A 17094-nucleotide genomic window follows, 5' to 3' on the forward strand; every position below is an offset into this window, starting at 1 on the left:
CCCCCAGCCAGGCGCCTACGCCCATCTCCAAGGCGGCCCCCGCCGCAGCGCCCGCGCCCGCCCCCAAGCAGGCCGCCACCGCGTCTTCGGCCAACGGCACGTATTACCTGCAGGCCGGCGCCTTCCGCGGCGAAAACGACGCGGAATCCCTCAAGGCTCGCATCATCCTGCTGGGCCTGCCGGTGGCGGTACACAAGGCCGAAGTGAACGGCAAGCCGATCAACCGGGTCAGGGTGGGACCGTTCGCCCGGCTGGACGACATGAACCGCGCACGCGGCCGCTTGGGCGAAAACAAGATCGAAACCGCGGTGGTGCGCCAGTGATGGACGCCGCCGCGGCCGCAAGCATTGAACTTATCCGGCCCCGAGCCTGTCTGTAACTTTTTACTCAGGAACCTCTCATCCATGCTGTCCCCCAAGATTATTCGCATCCTGGCCGCGGCCGCGCTGACCGCCACGGCATTCTTCAGCCCCGCGAGCCACGCGCAAGGCGCGCAGCAGTCCGTCGCCATCAATCCGCCGCTGCCGTCGGACACCCCGGGCAAGATCGAGGTCCTGGAATTCTTCGCCTACACCTGCCCGCACTGCGCCGCCATGGAACCCATGGTTGAAGACTGGGCCAAGACCGCGCCGCCGGACGTGGTGCTCAAGCAGGTTCCGATTGCGTTCAACGCCGGCATGAAGCCGCTGCAACAGCTTTACTACACGCTGCTGGCCCTGGACCGCCCCGACCTGCACCCCAAGGTCTTCGCCGCCATCCACGGCGAGCACAAGCGCCTGTTCGACAAGAAGGCGATGGGTGAATGGGCCGCGGCCCAAGGCGTGGACCGCGAAAAGTTCGACTCGGTCTTCGATTCGTTCAGCGTGCAGACGCAGGTGCAGCGCGCCAACCAGCTGGCCGAGGCCTACCGCATCGACGGCACCCCGTCGTTCGCCGTCGGCGGCAAGTTCATGACCTCGCCGGTCATGGCGGGCAACAGCTACGAAGGCGCCCTGAAGGAAGTGACCCGCCTGATCCCGCTGGCGCGCAACTGATACGCCGCAAGCAAGATTCAAGACGCCCCGAGCCGCAAGGCCGGGGCGTTTTTTCTTTGCAGCTCCGATCGGAGCCCGCGCTCAGCCCTGGACGGCCGCGGCCTTTGCCAGCGCCTGGGTCAGGTCGGCGATGATGTCGTCCGGCGATTCCAGGCCTATGTGCAGCCGCACCAGGGCGTTGTCGCCTTCGCCCCAATAGCGGTGCTTGGACAGGTCCTTGCCCGACACCAGCTGCACCAGGCTTTCGTAGCCGCCCCAGGAAAAGCCGATGCCGAACAGCGTCAGCGAATCGATGAACACCCGCGCCGCCGCCGGCGACAGGCGCAACTCCACGGACAACATGCCATTGGAGCCGGTGCAATCGCGCTGCCACAGCGCGTGGCCGGGATCCTGCGGCCAGGCCGGGTGGAACAAACGCACCGTCTCGGGACGGCTCTTGAAGAATTCACACACCTGCAAGGCATGGCGCGCATGCTGGGCCATGCGGATGGGCATGGTGCGCACACCGCGCAGGGCCAGCCAGGCGTCGTCCGCGCTGATGGAATAGCCCATGGCGTACTGGGTGCGGTTGAGCTTGCGGGCGATCTGTTCGTCATTGGTGACGACGGCGCCCAGCATCAGGTCGGAGTGCCCGCCCACGTACTTGGTGCCGGCGATGACGGACACCTGCGCACCCAGCGTCAGCGGGCGGTAGATGTAGCCCGAGCCCCAGGTATTGTCAGTGGCCAGCACCAGGCCATGGCTCTGCGCGAAGGCGGCCATGGCGCCCATGTCCAGCATCTCGAACAGCAGGGATCCGGGCGACTCCACGTACAGCAGCTTGGTGTTCGGACGCACCAGCTCTTCCAGGTCTTCGCCGGCGGCGAAGTACGTGATCTCGATGTTCATGCGCTTGAGCACCGCGTCGTCCAGCTCGCGCATCGGACCGTAGACGCAGTCGGAGATCAGCGCGTGGTCGCCGGCCGAGCACAGGGCCATCATGACCATGGTCATCGCCGACAGACCCGAGGACGCCAGGTAGCAATGCGTGCCGCCTTCGAGCTGGGTGAAGACCTCTTCCAGCGCCGCATGCGTGTCCATGCCCATGCGCCCGTAGGTGGACGCGCGCCCACCGGCCGCCTTGCTGCGCTGGGCCTTCTCGAGCGCGGCGAGATTCTCGAAGCGCACCGTGCTGGCGCGCATCGGCGGCAGGGGCACCGGCGCCGTGCCGGTTTCGGGGTTGAACGGGGCGGTGCCTGCGTGCTGCAGAAGCGTATCGATGTGTTTGGTGGGCATCTTCAGTGGACGGCTTGCGTAGGGACAGGGGCGGAATAAAGGCGGTCAGGGTGAACCATATCAGGCGCGGCGCGGCCTGTCCTCCCTAGCCGCCCACCCAGGTGACGGTCTCGGCCTGCGGGGCGCGGTTGGTGCGGTAGCTGTTGGCGGGGTGCGCAGCGTCGGCAAAGCCGAAGGAAATAGCGCAGACCACTCGGCGGTCCGCGGCGATGCCGAGTTCCTCGCGCAGTACTTCCGGGTACATGGCCAGGGATGCCTGGGCGACCGTGGCCACGCCGTTGGCCTGGGCTGCCAGCAGGAAATTGGCCACATAGCCGCCGCAATCCATCGCCCCATACTCGCCCAGCGCCTCGTCGGTGGTGATGATGGCCACGTGCGGCGCATCGAACAGCTGGAAATTGCGCATTTCCTGACGGCGGTAGGCCTCGCGGTCGCCGCGCGCCACGCCGACCGCGCCATAGAGCTGGAAGCCCGATTCACGCCGCCGGGCCAGGTACTCGCCCTGGTATTCGCGCGGAAACGGAAAATCCGGAGTGAAGCCAGACTGTTCCGCGCGGCGTTGCAACGCGCCGCGCAGGCGTTCCGTGCCCGCGCCTTCGGTGATCGTCACCTGCCAGGGCTGGCAGTTGCACCAGGACGCGGCGCGCTGCGCCAGGTCCAGGATGCGTTCGATGGTGCCGCGCGCCACTGGTTCGGGCAGGAATGCGCGGCAGCTGTGGCGCGCATGCAGCCACGCCTCGAGCGCGGCGTCGGGACGCGCGTCGGCGTCCTGCAAAGGTTCCGGGGATTGCGGCATGGCGGTGGCGGGCATGGCTGTTGTCTCTCCTGGTCGGCCCGGCAGGTCCCTTGAGGGACGCATGGGGCAGGCATGATGGGCACATCTTTGCCTTTATGATGCCACTTCCGGCCTCCCGGAGCCGGCCGACCCGTTCCAGGCGAACCCCATGCTGCCCATCGACACCCTGATCGCATTCTTCGGCATTGCCGTCCTGCTGGCCCTGACCCCGGGGCCGGACAATCTGTTCGTGCTGATGCAATCCGCCATCTGGGGCCGCAAGGCCGGCATGTTCGTGGTGCTGGGGCTGTGCACGGGGCTGCTGGGGCATACGGCCGCCGTGGCCGTGGGGCTGGCCGCCGTGTTCGCGGCATCGCCCATGGCCTTCACCGTGCTCAAGCTGGCGGGCGCCGCCTACCTGGCCTATCTGGCGTGGCAGATCCTGCGCGCACCGGTCGAGTCCGAAGCCGGCAAGCGTCCCGAACCCATGCGGCCCGGCGCGCTCTACCGCCGCGGCATCGTGATGAACCTGACCAACCCCAAGGTGCTGCTGTTCTTCTTCGCCTTCCTGCCGCAATTCACCTCGCCGGCGCTGGGCCCGGTCGGTTTGCAGACCATGCAGCTGGGCGCGGTCTTCATGGTCGTCACGCTGCTGGTGTTCGGCGCCATCGCCTTCTTCTCGGGCGCGTTCGGCGAGCTGCTGCAACGCTCGGTGACCGCGAAACGCTGGCTGAACCGGATCGCCGCGTTGGTGTTCATCGGGCTGGCCGTGCGGCTGGCAACGGCCACGCGTTGAACCGGAAGCGAAAGCCACGCGTATTTCGCATTTGCATATGCGGAATTTGAAGTTTGCGGACTAACACCAATGGTCCAAGATGCCGCATCGCCCCTGGAAAGACGTAGGCACGGATACTGATAGCCACCTCTTGCGGCGCAAGGAAAGTGGCCATGAATCAAAGCAAACACTTGTACTGGAAACCCGCGACCCGGGCGTTGGCCACTGCTGCCAGGCTGGCCGGCTGGGCCGCCGCCGCGCTGGCAATACTGCCCTTGTCCGCGCGCGCTCAGACCGACTATCCATCAAGGCCCTTGCATCTGGTCGTGCCTTACCAGGTCGGCGGGCAGATCGACACCATCGCACGCGCGGTTGCCGAAGGCCTGGGCAAGCGGCTCGGGCAATCCGTGCTCGTGGAGAACAAGCCTGGCGCAGGCGGCATCATCGCCACCAATTACGTCGCCAAGTCAGTCCCGGATGGCTACACCCTGCTGTTGACCCTTGCCACGCCGATCACCGCCAACCTGGCGCTCTACAAGAAGCTGCCCTACGACCCGCGTACCGAGTTGCGGCCGATCTCCGATATCGCCAAGGGTTCGGGAGTGATCGTGGTCAACAGTTCGCTACCCGTAAAGAACATCGATGAACTGATAGCGTATGCAAGGAAGGAACCTGGCGCGCTGCGAATGGGATCGTGGGGACCGGGCTCCACGCCGCACATCATTCAGCACTACATGAACAAGACTTACGGCATCGACATCCTGAACGTGCCCTACAAGGGCGAACTGCCGATCATGACGGCCTTGCTTGGCGGCCAGATCGACGTTGCCCTGGCCTCCGTGTTCACCCTAAAGCAGCCCATCGCCGCCGGCAAGATACGGGCGCTCGCAGTACTCGGCAGAAAGCGGGTCAATAGCCTGCCGGACGTCCCAAGCATGGCCGAGTCGGGCTACGACGATGAGGCGTACCGGGCGATTACGCCGACGACGCTGCTCGCCCCCGCCCAAACGCCCGCGAATATCGTCGAGCGCCTGGGGCGCGAGGTCAGCGCCACGGTGCAGAGCCCCGAGGTCCGCGAGCGGCTGCTCGCGATGGACCTGGAACCGATCGGAAACCTGCCCCACGAAGCCGAGGCCGAGTACCAGACCTATCTTCCGATCGTCCTCAAGCTGACCGCCGACACAGGCGTGACGCTGGACTGAGGCCGAGTTCAGACGGCCGAGAACCGCACGATGCCATCCGCGCCCAGCGCGCGCTTGAGCTTGCCTTCGAAATACAGCGCATGCAGGTGCGCCAGCGCCTCGCCCATGGCGAAGGTCAGCTGGTGCAGGTCGAGCTTGCGCTTGAACAGCACCGGCACGATGTCCGTGGTCGATTGCGGCTGGATGGCACAAGCTTCCAGCACTTCGGCCAGGCGGTCGCGGTGGTGTTCATGCTGTTGCGCGATGCGCTCGTGCAGGCCCTTGAAGGGGCGGCCGTGCGAAGGCAGCACCAGCGTGTCCTCGGGCAGGTCGGCGTAGCCGTCCAGCGAACGCAAGTACAGGGGCAGGGGATTGGCGTCGGGCTCGTAGTCGAACACGCTGACGTTGGTGGAAATGCGCGGCAGCACCATGTCGCCGGAGATCAGCACACCCAGGTCCGGTGAAAACAGCGAGGCATGCTCGGGCGCGTGCCCGTAGCCCACGATCACGCGCCAGTCACGCCCGCCGATGCGCACTGCGTCGCCATGCAGGATGCGCGTGTAGCGCGCAGGCACGGCCGGCACCAGGTTGGGGTAGTAGTTGGCGCGCTGGCGGATCTGCTCTTGCGCGTCCAGGTCGGTCAGGCCGTGGCGGGCGAAGTGATCCACCGCCGATTGGCCGCCGGGACCGCCGCCCGCGTCGCCGCGACGCGAGGACCACAGCGAGGCGACCACGAAGTCCGTCATCGTCATCCACAGGGGCGCATTCCAGCGTTCGCACAGCCAATGCGCCAGGCCGATGTGGTCGGGGTGCATGTGCGTAACGAGCACGCGCAGCACCGGCAGGCCTTCCAACTCATTCTCGAAGACGTCTTCCCATAGCGTCTTGACCTCGTCGCGCGCGATGCCGCAGTCGACGATGGTCCAGCCGTCGCGGCCGTCGATGTTGTCGCGCAGCAGCCAGAGGTTGATATGATCCAGCGCGAATGGCAGCGGCATCCGTATCCATTTGACCCCGTCCGCCACCACGTGCGAACGGCCGGCTTCGGGCTGGAAATCAGTCCATGGGTACTGCAATTTTTGTTCATTGGGGTTCATTGCCTCTCCTCCACGCTTGACGATTGGGTCAAGTCATCATAATTTACGTTTACGTAAACTGCCACACGCCGCATGTCCCCGTCAACCTGGACCATCTCTGAACTCTCGCGCGAGTTCGACGTCACGCCCCGCACGATACGCTTCTACGAAGACCAGGGGATCGTCAGCCCGGCGCGCGAAGGACGCAACCGCATCTTCGGGCCGCGCGACCGCACGCGCCTGAAACTGGCCCTGCGCGGCAAGCGCCTGGGCCTGCAATTGTCCGAGATCCTGACCCTGATCGACATGTATGACGGGCCGGGCGATACAGCAGTCCAATTGCGGCAGTACCTGAGCGTGCTGGCGCAACATCGCGCCACGCTGGAACAGCAGCGCCGCGACATCGAAGACACCCTGCAGGAAATCTCGCAGCAGGAACAGCAATGCCACGAACTGCTGGCGCAAAAGCCCTAGGAGCGCGATCGTGGCCCCCCTGCAAACCCTCGCGCTGTTCGTCCTGACGGCGCTGGCGGAAATCGTCGGCTGCTATCTGCCTTACCTGTGGCTGCGCAAGGGCCATTCCATCTGGCTGCTGGCGCCCGCCGCAGCCAGCCTGGCGCTGTTCGCCTGGCTGCTCACGCTGCACCCCACGGCCTCCGGCCGCGTGTATGCGGCTTACGGCGGGGTCTATATCGGCATGGCGCTGTTGTGGTTGTGGGCCGTGGACGGCGTGCGCCCGAGCCTCAGCGACTGGGCAGGCGTGGGCCTGTGCATCGCTGGCATGCTGGTGATCATGTTCGGGCCGCGCAGCGCATAGCCTGCAGCGAGTCCCCAGCAAGGGGACCATGAAGCGCCAGCTGCCCAGGGCGGCCCGGCAAAAAAAAGCGCGCGTACCCGACAGGGCCGCGCGCTTTTTTTCCGGGCGAACAGGACAGGCTTATTCGGCCTTGATATTGCTTTCCTTGATGACGCGGGCATTGTTGGCAAACTCCGCCTGCACCTGCTTGGCGAAGGTCTCGCCCGCGCCCGTGCCCGGCTGCAGGTAGGACTTGGCCAGCAGTTCCTGGAATTCGGCGCTGGCCATGGCCTTGGCCAGGGCGGCCTGCAGCGGCTGCTCGACCGTGGCCGGCAGTTTGGCCGGCGCGAAGATGCCGAAGTTCGAGTAGTACTGCGCCTGCGGCATCTTCAGTTCCGCCATGGTCGGCACGTCTGGCCAGGCGGCCAGGCGTTCTGGCGCCATCACGGCCAACGGCCTGAGGGCGCCGCTGGCGACGTGCGGCAGCACCACGTCGCTATTGACCACCAGCAGTTCGACCACGCCGCCCAGGCCATCGGTCAGCGCCTGGCTGTTGCCGCGGTAAGGCACATGCAGCATCTGGGTGCCGGTTTGCGCCGTGACGGCCGACATGCCGATGTGGGCCACAGTGCCCTGGCCCGGCGTGCCGTAGCGCACGCCGTCCGGATGCGACTTGGCGTAGTCGATCAGGCCGGCGAAATCCTTCACTGGCAGCGCCTTGGTGGCGACGATGGCGACGGGCGCCACGGCCACGCTGGCCACCGGCGTCAGGTCCTTCATCGGGTCGTAGTTGGTCTTGGCCAGATGCGGGAAGATCGTCAGCGGGCTGGTGGAGGCCAGCAGCAGGGTAGTGCCGTCCGGCTGCGCGCGCGCCACGAAGTCGGTGCCCACGGAGGCGCCCGCGCCCGGCTTGTTCTCGACGATGACGGTTACGTTGCTTTCCTTGCGCAGCACGTCACCCAGGCGGCGTCCGATCGCGTCGGCGCTGCCGCCCGCGGTGTAGGGCACCACCAGCGTGACGGGCTTGGCCGGCCAGCTCTGCGCCATTGCGCCGCTGGCCATGATTGCCATGGCCGCCCCCGCGGCCTTGATCAGCAATGTCTTCTTTTTCATATCGTCCTAGTAATGTTGCGTGGCACTGCGTCAGATAAAACGAAAGGCGTGTAGCGCATCAGGCCAGATAGCGTTGCGACAGGCGTACCCAGTACGACGCGCCGGCCGGGATCAGGGCATCATTGAAGTCATAGCTGGCGTTGTGCAGCATGCAGGGACCCAGACCGTGGCCCGCCATGCGGTGTTCGCCGTCGCCGTTGCCCAGGAACACGTAGCAGCCGGGCTTTTCCTGCAGCAGGAAGGCAAAGTCTTCCGAAGCCATGGCAGGCTCGATCACCATGGCCTTGTCCTCGCCCACGACCTCACGCATGACTTCCATGCAGAACTCGGTCTCGGCCACGGTATTCACCAGCGCCGGGTAGCGGCGTTCGAAGAACACGTCGGCCTCGCAGCCGTGCGCGGCCGCGATGTTGCCGGCGATCTCGTTCATGCGGCGTTCGATCAGGTCGACCACGTCGGTGCTGTAGGCCCGCACCGAGCCGCCCAGCCAGGCGCTGTTGGGAATCACGTTGATGACGCTGCCGCCGGCCTGCACCTGGGTGATCGACAGCACGGCAGCGTCCAGCGGACGCTTGCTGCGCGTGAGAATGGTCTGCAGCGACTGGCCGATGGCGAACAGCGCCGGCACCGGATCGCTACAGTCCTGCGGCGCTGCGGCGTGGCCGCCCTTGCCGCGCACGGTGATCTTGAAGCCGTTGGCCGCCGCCATCATCGGACCGGCACAGACGCCGATGGATCCGGCGGGCAACCCCGGCCAGTTATGCATGCCGAACACGGCTTCGCAGGGGAAGCGTTCGAACAGGCCGTCCTGGATCATGGCGCGACCGCCCGCGCCGCCTTCCTCGGCTGGCTGGAAGCACAGGTACACCGTGCCATCGAAGCCGCCCTCGGCCTGCAGATGGCGCGCGGCGGCCAGCAGCATGGCGGTGTGGCCGTCGTGGCCGCAGCCGTGCATCTTGCCGTCGTGGCGCGAGCGGTGCTCGAACTGGTTTTCCTCCTGCATGGGCAGGGCGTCCATGTCGGCACGCAGCATGATGGCGCGATCCGACGCGCCGCGCTTGATCACGCCGACCACGCCGGTCTTGGCGATGCCGGTGTGGGTCTCGATGCCCCAGCCGCGCAGCGTGTCCGCCACCACCTTGGCCGTGCGGTGCTCTTCGTAGCAAAGCTCCGGGTGCATGTGGATGTCGCGCCGCAGCGCCACAATTTCGTCCAGATTGGATAGTTCGAGCACGGCAAACTCCGTCGCAATGATTCAGGATTCAAGGATCGGCTGGAATCTTACCCAGCGCCGCTCCCCCGGTAACAGGCAATTACCTAGGGATAACCCGACTCCACTTTACGTTTACGTAAACGTAATATTTGCGGTGCATCATTGCGTAGCGATGGCCGATCGGCGCATCATGAGCCACGCGCGGCAATCCGGCGCTGGAGCCAGGCGCCCACAAAATAGTAAGTACCTACTATCACGGAGACAGCGATGAACCTTCCCGGCCTGAACTTCGACCTGGGCGAAGATCTGGACATGCTGCGCGATGCGGTGCGCAATTTTGCGCAGGCCGAGATCGCGCCGCGCGCCGCAGAAGTGGACCGCAGCGACCAGTTCCCCATGGACCTCTGGCGCAAATTCGGCGAACTTGGCGTGCTGGGCATGACGGCCGACGAGGAATACGGCGGCGCAAAAATGGGCTATCTGGCCCACATGATCGTGATGGAGGAAATCTCCCGCGCCAGCGCGTCGGTCGGCCTGTCCTACGGCGCGCACTCGAACCTGTGCGTGAACCAGATCAACCGCAACGGCACGGCGGCCCAGAAGGCCAAGTACCTGCCCAAGCTGATTTCCGGCGAACACGTGGGCGCCCTGGCCATGAGCGAGCCGGGCGCCGGTTCCGACGTGGTCAGCATGAAGCTGCGCGCCGACAAGAAGGGCGACCGCTATGTGCTGAACGGCACCAAGATGTGGATCACCAACGGCCCCGACGCCGACACGCTGGTGGTTTACGCCAAGACCGACCCCGAAGCCCATCAGCGCGGCATCACCGCCTTCCTGGTCGAAAAAGGCTTCAAGGGCTTTTCCGTGGCGCAGAAGCTGGACAAGCTGGGCATGCGCGGCAGCCACACCGGCGAACTGGTGTTCCAGGACTGCGAAATCCCCGAAGAGAACGTGCTGGGCCAGGTCAACGGCGGCGTCAAGGTGCTGATGAGCGGCCTGGACTACGAACGCGCGGTGCTGTCCGGCGGCCCGGTGGGCATCATGCAGGCCGTGATGGACGTGGTCGTCCCCTATATCCACGACCGCAAGCAGTTCGGCCAGGCCATCGGCGAATTCCAGCTGATCCAGGGCAAGGTCGCGGACCTGTACACCACCCTGCAGGCCAGCCGCGCCTTCTGCTACCAGGTCGGCAAGAACCTGGACCGCCTGGGCGCCGAGCACGTGCGCCAAGTGCGCAAGGACTGCGCCGCGCTGATCCTGTACACCGCCGAGAAAGCCACCTGGATGGCGGGCGAGGGCGTGCAGATCCTGGGCGGCAACGGCTACATCAACGAGTACCCGGTGGGCCGCCTCTGGCGCGACGCCAAGCTGTACGAGATCGGCGCCGGCACCAGCGAAATCCGCCGCATGCTGATCGGCCGCGAACTGTTCAACGAAACCGCCTGAGCGCGCCTCCATGATCCGCATGTCCGACGTCCAGCACATCGAACAGGCGCCCGCGCCGGGCCCCTCGCCGCTGGACGTCGCGCGGCTGATCCTGGCGGGCTTCGACCGCCACTACGCGCTGTTCCGCTACAGCGCCCAGCGCGCCAAGGCGCTGTTCGAATCCGGCGACTGGCACGGCATCCAGCGCCTGTCGCGCGAGCGCATCGAGTACTACGACATGCGGGTGCGCGAATGCGCCACGCAGCTCGAAGGCGTGCTGCGCGGCCGGCCGGAAGGCGCGGTGGGCGCCAACGGCAACGCGGCGCCCACCCTGAGCGACGAGCAGACCGCGTTCTGGCAGCAGATCAAGCAGGAGTTCGTCGGACTGCTGGGCGAGCACCGCCAGCCCGAATGCGCCGAGACCTTCTTCAACTCGGTATCCTGCCGCATCCTGCACCGCGACTATTTCCACAACGCCTTCCTGTTCGTCCGCCCGGCCATCGCCACCGATTACCTGGACAGCAGCATCCCCTCGTACCGGGTGTACTACCCGGCCACGGACGGGCTGGAGAAAAGCCTGATCCGCATGGTGGCGGACTTCGGCCTGGCGCTGCCCTTTGAAGACCTGCCGCGCGACACGCGGCTGCTAGCGCGCGCCGCGGTCAAGCAGCTGCGCGCGATCTTGCCGCGCCATGTCGGCCGCCGCATCGCCAGCGACTGCCAGATCCACGCACTGGGCTCGCTGTTCTTCCGCAACAAGGGCGCCTACATCGTCGGCCGCCTGATCAACCAGGGCACGGTGTACCCCTTCGCGGTGGCGCTGATGCGCAACCCGGCGGGCCAGGTGGTGCTGGATGCGCTGCTGCTGGGCGCCGACGACCTGAGCACGCTGTTCAGCTTCACGCGCGCCTACTTCCTGGTGGACATGGAAACGCCGGCCGCCGTGGTCAACTTCCTGTCCAGCCTGCTGCCGCGCAAACCCAAGGCCGAGCTCTACACCATGATCGGCCTGCAGAAGCAGGGCAAGACGCTGTTCTACCGCGACTTCCTGCATCACCTGGCGCATTCGCGCGACGCCTTCGACATCGCCCCCGGCATCAAGGGCATGGTGATGTGCGTGTTCACGCTGCCGTCCTATCCCTATGTGTTCAAGCTCATCAAGGACCGCATCGACAAGGACGGCATGGACCATGCCACCGTGCGCCGCAAGTACCAGATGGTGAAGCTGCACGACCGCGTCGGCCGCATGGCGGACACCTGGGAATATTCGCAGGTGGCGCTGCCGCGCGCGCGCTTCGCGCCGGCCCTGCTGGAAGAACTGCGCCGGCTGGTACCCAGCCTGATAGAGGAAACCGGCGACACGGTGGTCATCCGCCATGTCTACATCGAACGGCGCATGACGCCGCTGAACATCTATCTGCGCCAGGCTTCGGACGCGCTGCTGGACCCGGCCGTGCGCGAATACGGGGACGCCATCCGGCAACTAGCCGCGGCCAATATCTTCCCCGGGGACATGCTGTACAAGAACTTCGGCGTCACGCGCCTGGGCCGCGTCGTTTTCTACGATTACGACGAAATCCAACGCATGACCGAAATGAATTTCCGGCGCATCCCGCCCGCCCCCAACGAAGAGGCGGAACTGGCTTCCGAACCCTGGTACGCCATTGGTCCGAATGACGTCTTCCCCGAGGAATTCGGACGCTTCCTGCTAGGCGACCCGCGCGTGCGCGGCGCCTTCATGCGTCACCACGCCGACCTGCTGGAACCGGAGTGGTGGCAAGCCTGCCGCAACCATGTTGCGCAAGGCCGGATTGAAGAATTTTTCCCTTACGATACGGACAGACGCCTGCGTCCGGAATGCCCTCCAGGCGACCACGCGGCCTCGTAACCCCAGAGCTGTCCCGACCCTCACAGGAGCTAGCCATGTCAGATCCCATCGTCATCGTTTCCGTCGCCCGCACGCCCATGGGCGGCATGCTGGGCGCCTTGTCCGGCCTGGCCGCGCACGAGCTGGGCTCGATCGCCATCAAGGCCGCCGTCGAACGCGCCGGCATCAAGCCCGAGCAAGTCGAAGAAGTCATCATGGGCAACGTGCTGCAAGCCGGCCAGGGCCAGGCCCCGGCGCGCCAGGCCGCGCTGGGCGCCGGCCTGCCACTGGGCGTGGCTTGCACCACCATCCACAAAGTGTGCGGTTCGGGCCTGAAAGCCGCCATGTTCGGCCATGACCTGCTGGCCGCGGGCAGCGCCAACATCGTCGTCGCTGGCGGCCAGGAAAGCATGAGCAACGCTCCCTACCTGCTGCTCAAGGGCCGCCAGGGCTACCGCTACGGCCACAACACCGTGTACGACCACATGGCGCTGGACGGCCTGGAAGACGCCTACGACAAGGGCAAAGCCATGGGCGTGTTCGCCGAAGACTGCGCCTCCAAGTATTCCTTCACCCGCGAACAGCAAGACGCGTTCTCGCTGGAATCGCTGCGCCGCGCCCGCGCCGCATCGGAAGACGGCAGCTTCAAGTGGGAAATCGCTCCCGTGACCGTGGCCGGCCGCAAGGGCGACACCGTGATCGATACCGACGAGGCCCCCACCAAGGCCATGCCGGAAAAGATCCCGACCCTCAAGCCCGCGTTCAAGAAGGATGGCACCGTCACCGCCGCCAACTCGTCGTCGATCTCGGACGGCGCCGCCGCCATGGTGCTGATGCGCGCCTCCACCGCTGAAAAGCTCGGCGTGAAGCCGCTGGCCCGCATCGTCGCCCACAGCCAGCACTCGCAAGAGCCGAATTGGTTCACCACCGCCCCCGTGGGCGCGCTGAAGAACCTGTTCGCCAAGACCGGCTGGAAGGCCGAGGACGTGGACCTGTACGAAATCAACGAAGCCTTCGCGGTGGTCACCATGGCCGCCATGACCGACTTCAAGCTGCCGCACGACAAGGTCAACATCCACGGCGGCGCCACCGCCCTGGGCCATCCGATCGGCGCGTCCGGCGCCCGCCTGATGGCCACCCTGGTCGGCGCGCTGCGCAAGACCGGCGGCAAGCGCGGCGTGGCCACGCTGTGCATCGGCGGCGGCGAAGCCGTCGCAATGGCGATTGAAATGATCTGACGCAACGCCGGGAGGCCTCGGCCTCCCGGCTTTCGATGGATTCCGCTGCGCCTTTTTTGCATGGCGTCGTAGCGCGACGGGTCGGTCGCGCGCCGTGCAGGAAAGGCGCAACGAAATCCCTCTTCGATACCAATAGCCAATAAGCATGCCCGGCCCACCGGGCAGCGAGACAAACCGCTCCACGAGCGCCTTCAAATTTCCAACAAGCAGGACGGGTGGAACCCCATGCCCATCATCGAATCCCGCATCAATCCGCGGTCGCAGGACTACACCGACAATGCGCAGGCCATGCAGGCCCAGCTGGACGATCTGGACCAGCAGCTGGCCCATACCGCGCTGGGCGGCAGCGAAGCCGCGCGCGCCAAGCACGTGGCGCGCGGCAAGCTGCTGCCGCGCGACCGCGTCGAGCACCTGATCGATCCGGGCACGCCATTCCTGGAACTGTCGCCGATGGCGGCGCACGGCATGTACGGCGGCGAAGCCCCCGGCGCCGGCGTCATCACCGGCATCGGCCGCGTGGCCGGCACCGAATGCGTGATCGTCTGCAACGACGCCACGGTCAAGGGCGGCACCTACTACCCGATGACGGTCAAGAAGCACCTGCGCGCGCAAGAGATCGCCGCGCAGAACCACCTGCCCTGCGTCTACCTGGTGGATTCGGGCGGCGCCAACCTGCCGCAGCAGGACGAGGTCTTCCCCGACCGCGAACACTTCGGCCGCATCTTCTACAACCAGGCGCAGATGTCGGCGCAGGGCATTTCGCAGATCGCCGTGGTGATGGGGTCCTGCACCGCCGGCGGCGCCTACGTGCCCGCCATGAGCGACGAGTCCATCATCGTCAAGAACCAGGGCACCATCTTTCTGGGCGGCCCGCCGCTGGTGAAGGCCGCCACCGGTGAAGAGGTCAGCGCCGAGGATCTGGGCGGCGGCGACGTGCACACGCGCCTGTCCGGCGTGGTCGACCACCTGGCCGCCAACGACATGCACGCGCTGCAATTGGCGCGCAACGCAGTGGCGCGTCTGAACCGCAAGAAGCCGCAGCCGCTGGCCACCACGCCCGTGCGCGAACCGCGCTACGACCCCAGCGAACTGAACGGCATCATCCCCGCCGACACGCGCAAGCCCTATGACGTGCGCGAAGTCATCGCGCGCATCGTCGACGGCTCCGAGTTCGACGAGTTCAAGGCCCGCTTCGGTCCCACGCTGGTCACCGGCTTTGCCCACATCCACGGCATGCCCGTGGGCATCGTGGCCAACAATGGCATCCTGTTCTCGGAGTCCGCGCAGAAGGGCGCGCACTTCATCGAACTGTGCGCACAGCGCAAGATCCCGCTGGTGTTCCTACAGAACATCACCGGCTTCATGGTGGGCCGCAAGTACGAAAACGAAGGCATCGCCCGCCACGGCGCCAAGATGGTGACGGCCGTGGCCACGGCCGCCGTGCCCAAGTTCACCGTGCTGATCGGCGGCTCGTTCGGCGCCGGCAACTACGGCATGTGCGGCCGCGCCTATTCCCCGCGCATGCTGTTCATGTGGCCCAATGCCCGCATCTCGGTCATGGGCGGCGAACAGGCCGCCAGCGTGCTGGCCACCGTCAAGCGCGACGGCATCGAGGCCCGCGGCGGCCAGTGGTCCGCCGACGAGGAAACCGCCTTCAAGACACCCATTCGCGAACAGTACGAACGCGAAGGCCATCCCTACTACGCCACCGCGCGCCTGTGGGACGACGGCATCATCGCGCCGGCCGACACGCGGCGCGTGTTGGGGTTGGCGCTGTCGGCAGCCTTGAACGCGCCCATCGAAGACACCAAGTTCGGCGTCTTCCGCATGTAGGGCGGCACACCCGCCCTACATTGCAGCCCAAGAATAATTTCAGCCTGGATGACATCCATGTTCGACACTTTGCTGATTGCCAACCGCGGTGAAATCGCCTGCCGCGTGGCCGCCACCGCCCGCCGCATGGGCATCCGCACCGTGGCGGTGTATTCCGACGCCGACGCCAACGCCCGCCACGTCGCCGCCTGCGACCAGGCCGTGTACATCGGCGGCTCGGAGCCGCGCGCCAGCTACCTGCGCGCCGACGCCATCCTGCAGGCCGCGCGCGACACCGGCGCGGGCGCCATCCATCCTGGTTACGGTTTCCTCTCGGAAAACGAAGCCTTCGCCGAAGCCGCTGAAAAGGCCGGCATCGCTTTTGTCGGACCGCCGGCCTCCGCCATCGCCGCCATGGGCAGCAAGTCCGCCGCCAAATCGCTGATGGAGAAAGCCGGCGTGCCGCTGGTGCCGGGCTATCACGGCGACAACCAGGACCCGCAATTCCTCAAGACCCAGGCCGACGCCATCGGCTACCCCGTGCTGATCAAGGCCAGCGCTGGCGGCGGTGGCAAGGGCATGCGCGTGGTCGAATCGTCGGGCGCGTTCCTGGACGCGCTGGCGTCCTGCCAGCGCGAGGCCGCGTCCAGCTTCGGCGACGACCGCGTGCTGATCGAACGCTATCTGCAAAAGCCGCGCCATATCGAAATTCAGGTGTTCGCCGACACGCACGGCAATTGCGTCTACCTGTTCGAACGCGACTGCTCGGTGCAGCGCCGCCACCAGAAGGTGATCGAAGAGGCCCCCGCGCCCGGCATGACCGAAGAGCGCCGCCGCGCCATGGGCGAAGCCGCCGTGGCCGCCGCGCGCGCCGTGGGCTACGTGGGCGCGGGCACAGTGGAGTTCATTTCCGAACCCGACGGTCGCTTCTACTTCATGGAAATGAACACGCGCCTGCAGGTCGAGCACCCGGTCACCGAAATGATCACCGGCCACGACCTGGTCGAATGGCAACTGCGCGTGGCCGCCGGCCAGCCGCTGCCGGCACGCCAGGAAGACCTGCGCATCGAGGGCCACGCCATCGAGGCCCGCATCTACGCCGAGAACCCCGAGAAGGGCTTCCTGCCGTCCATCGGCACCCTGGCTTACCTGGGCCTGCCGGCGCACACTGCGTTCGCCAATGGCGACATCCGGGTCGACGGCGGCGTGCGCATGGGCGACACCATCACGCCGTTCTACGACCCCATGATCGCCAAGCTGATCGTGCACGGCGCCGACCGCGACCAGGCCCGCGCCCGCATGCTGCAAGCGTTGGCCCAGACGCAAGCGGTCGGCGTGCAGACCAACGTGGCCTTCCTGTCCCGCCTGATGCAGGACAGCGCCTTCGCCGCGGCGGACCTGGACACCGGCCTGATCGAACGCCAGCGCGCCACGCTGCTGCCCGAACCCCAAGCCGCCAGTCCTGCCACGCTGGCGCTGGCCTGCGCCGCCGTGCTGGTGCGCCAGGGCCTGGC

At 66.3% G+C, this 17094-nt stretch carries 16 protein-coding genes; 11 read left to right on the forward strand and 5 right to left on the reverse strand.

Features of this window, described 5'->3' with window-relative positions:
* Positions 1–323: SPOR domain-containing protein (locus WBB14_RS07165; RefSeq protein WP_424239217.1), on the forward strand; the 323-nt coding region annotated here is incomplete at its 5' end.
* An 81-nt stretch (positions 324–404) separates the two neighbouring features.
* Complete coding sequence (locus WBB14_RS07170) at positions 405–1034, forward strand: thiol:disulfide interchange protein DsbA/DsbL (protein ID WP_424239218.1); 630 nt, start codon at positions 405–407, stop codon at positions 1032–1034.
* Positions 1035–1115: 81 nt separating this feature from the next.
* Here the strand turns inward: WBB14_RS07170 and metC are convergent, their stop codons facing one another.
* Positions 1116–2309, reverse strand: a complete 1194-nt coding sequence (gene metC, locus WBB14_RS07175) for a cystathionine beta-lyase (protein WP_424239219.1) — start codon at positions 2307–2309, stop codon at positions 1116–1118.
* Positions 2310–2394: 85 nt separating this feature from the next.
* On the reverse strand, positions 2395–3120 hold the full coding sequence (locus WBB14_RS07180; RefSeq protein WP_424239220.1) for a nitroreductase: 726 nt from the start codon (positions 3118–3120) through the stop codon (positions 2395–2397).
* Between the two features lie 133 nt (positions 3121–3253).
* Here WBB14_RS07180 and WBB14_RS07185 point away from each other — a divergent pair, with 133 nt between their 5' ends.
* On the forward strand, positions 3254–3880 hold the full coding sequence (locus WBB14_RS07185; protein WP_013390885.1) for a LysE family translocator: 627 nt from the start codon (positions 3254–3256) through the stop codon (positions 3878–3880).
* Between the two features lie 152 nt (positions 3881–4032).
* Positions 4033–5061, forward strand: coding sequence for a Bug family tripartite tricarboxylate transporter substrate binding protein (locus WBB14_RS07190; protein WP_424239221.1), 1029 nt, complete (start codon positions 4033–4035; stop codon positions 5059–5061).
* 8 nt (positions 5062–5069) lie between these two features.
* On the opposite strand, the gene WBB14_RS07195 is transcribed toward WBB14_RS07190, so the two are convergent.
* Entirely contained in the window at positions 5070–6137 is a 1068-nt protein-coding gene (locus tag WBB14_RS07195) for an MBL fold metallo-hydrolase (protein ID WP_424239222.1), read from the reverse strand.
* Positions 6138–6209: 72 nt separating this feature from the next.
* Between WBB14_RS07195 and WBB14_RS07200 the strand changes: the two genes are divergently transcribed.
* A complete protein-coding gene (locus WBB14_RS07200; protein WP_173144643.1) occupies positions 6210–6590 on the forward strand; it encodes a MerR family transcriptional regulator in 381 nt (126 codons plus the stop codon).
* A gap of 10 nt (positions 6591–6600) precedes the next feature.
* Positions 6601–6933: a YnfA family protein gene (locus WBB14_RS07205; RefSeq protein WP_424239223.1), complete on the forward strand. Its 333-nt coding sequence runs from the start codon at positions 6601–6603 to the stop codon at positions 6931–6933.
* A 120-nt stretch (positions 6934–7053) separates the two neighbouring features.
* On the opposite strand, the gene WBB14_RS07210 is transcribed toward WBB14_RS07205, so the two are convergent.
* Both WBB14_RS07210 and WBB14_RS07215 read right to left on the reverse strand, forming a co-directional pair.
* A complete protein-coding gene (locus WBB14_RS07210) occupies positions 7054–8025 on the reverse strand; it encodes a Bug family tripartite tricarboxylate transporter substrate binding protein (protein ID WP_424239224.1) in 972 nt (323 codons plus the stop codon).
* A gap of 58 nt (positions 8026–8083) precedes the next feature.
* Positions 8084–9259: a M20 aminoacylase family protein gene (locus WBB14_RS07215; protein WP_424239225.1), complete on the reverse strand. Its 1176-nt coding sequence runs from the start codon at positions 9257–9259 to the stop codon at positions 8084–8086.
* A 246-nt stretch (positions 9260–9505) separates the two neighbouring features.
* On the opposite strand from WBB14_RS07215, the gene WBB14_RS07220 reads away from it, so the two are divergent.
* The 5 genes from WBB14_RS07220 to WBB14_RS07240 all read left to right on the forward strand — a co-directional run.
* Complete coding sequence (locus WBB14_RS07220; protein WP_207473911.1) at positions 9506–10684, forward strand: isovaleryl-CoA dehydrogenase; 1179 nt, start codon at positions 9506–9508, stop codon at positions 10682–10684.
* A 10-nt stretch (positions 10685–10694) separates the two neighbouring features.
* Complete coding sequence (gene aceK, locus WBB14_RS07225; RefSeq protein ID WP_424239226.1) at positions 10695–12551, forward strand: bifunctional isocitrate dehydrogenase kinase/phosphatase; 1857 nt, start codon at positions 10695–10697, stop codon at positions 12549–12551.
* A gap of 35 nt (positions 12552–12586) precedes the next feature.
* A complete protein-coding gene (locus WBB14_RS07230) occupies positions 12587–13768 on the forward strand; it encodes an acetyl-CoA C-acetyltransferase (protein WP_013390877.1) in 1182 nt (393 codons plus the stop codon).
* 225 nt (positions 13769–13993) lie between these two features.
* Positions 13994–15601, forward strand: a complete 1608-nt coding sequence (locus WBB14_RS07235; protein WP_424239227.1) for a carboxyl transferase domain-containing protein — start codon at positions 13994–13996, stop codon at positions 15599–15601.
* A gap of 57 nt (positions 15602–15658) precedes the next feature.
* Positions 15659–17094 (forward strand): acetyl-CoA carboxylase biotin carboxylase subunit (locus WBB14_RS07240; RefSeq protein WP_424239228.1); only part of this gene is annotated, 1436 nt, incomplete at its 3' end.

This window comes from Achromobacter sp. (assembly GCF_049647645.1).
Taxonomy (GTDB): domain Bacteria; phylum Pseudomonadota; class Gammaproteobacteria; order Burkholderiales; family Burkholderiaceae_B; genus Achromobacter.

Bases quoted from the DNA above. Each gene is read 5' to 3' on its own strand.
- WBB14_RS07230 (WP_013390877.1), top strand. From the start codon at position 12,587: ATGTCAGATCCCATCGTCATCGTTTCCGTCGCCCGCACGCCCATGGGC.
- metC (WP_424239219.1), bottom strand. From the start codon at position 2,309: ATGCCCACCAAACACATCGATACGCTTCTGCAGCACGCAGGCACCGCC.
- WBB14_RS07220 (WP_207473911.1), top strand. From the start codon at position 9,506: ATGAACCTTCCCGGCCTGAACTTCGACCTGGGCGAAGATCTGGACATG.
- WBB14_RS07195 (WP_424239222.1), bottom strand. From the start codon at position 6,137: ATGAACCCCAATGAACAAAAATTGCAGTACCCATGGACTGATTTCCAG.
- WBB14_RS07210 (WP_424239224.1), bottom strand. From the start codon at position 8,025: ATGAAAAAGAAGACATTGCTGATCAAGGCCGCGGGGGCGGCCATGGCA.
- WBB14_RS07180 (WP_424239220.1), bottom strand. From the start codon at position 3,120: ATGCCCGCCACCGCCATGCCGCAATCCCCGGAACCTTTGCAGGACGCC.
- WBB14_RS07170 (WP_424239218.1), top strand. From the start codon at position 405: ATGCTGTCCCCCAAGATTATTCGCATCCTGGCCGCGGCCGCGCTGACC.
- WBB14_RS07190 (WP_424239221.1), top strand. From the start codon at position 4,033: ATGAATCAAAGCAAACACTTGTACTGGAAACCCGCGACCCGGGCGTTG.
- WBB14_RS07200 (WP_173144643.1), top strand. From the start codon at position 6,210: ATGTCCCCGTCAACCTGGACCATCTCTGAACTCTCGCGCGAGTTCGAC.
- WBB14_RS07235 (WP_424239227.1), top strand. From the start codon at position 13,994: ATGCCCATCATCGAATCCCGCATCAATCCGCGGTCGCAGGACTACACC.
- WBB14_RS07185 (WP_013390885.1), top strand. From the start codon at position 3,254: ATGCTGCCCATCGACACCCTGATCGCATTCTTCGGCATTGCCGTCCTG.
- aceK (WP_424239226.1), top strand. From the start codon at position 10,695: ATGATCCGCATGTCCGACGTCCAGCACATCGAACAGGCGCCCGCGCCG.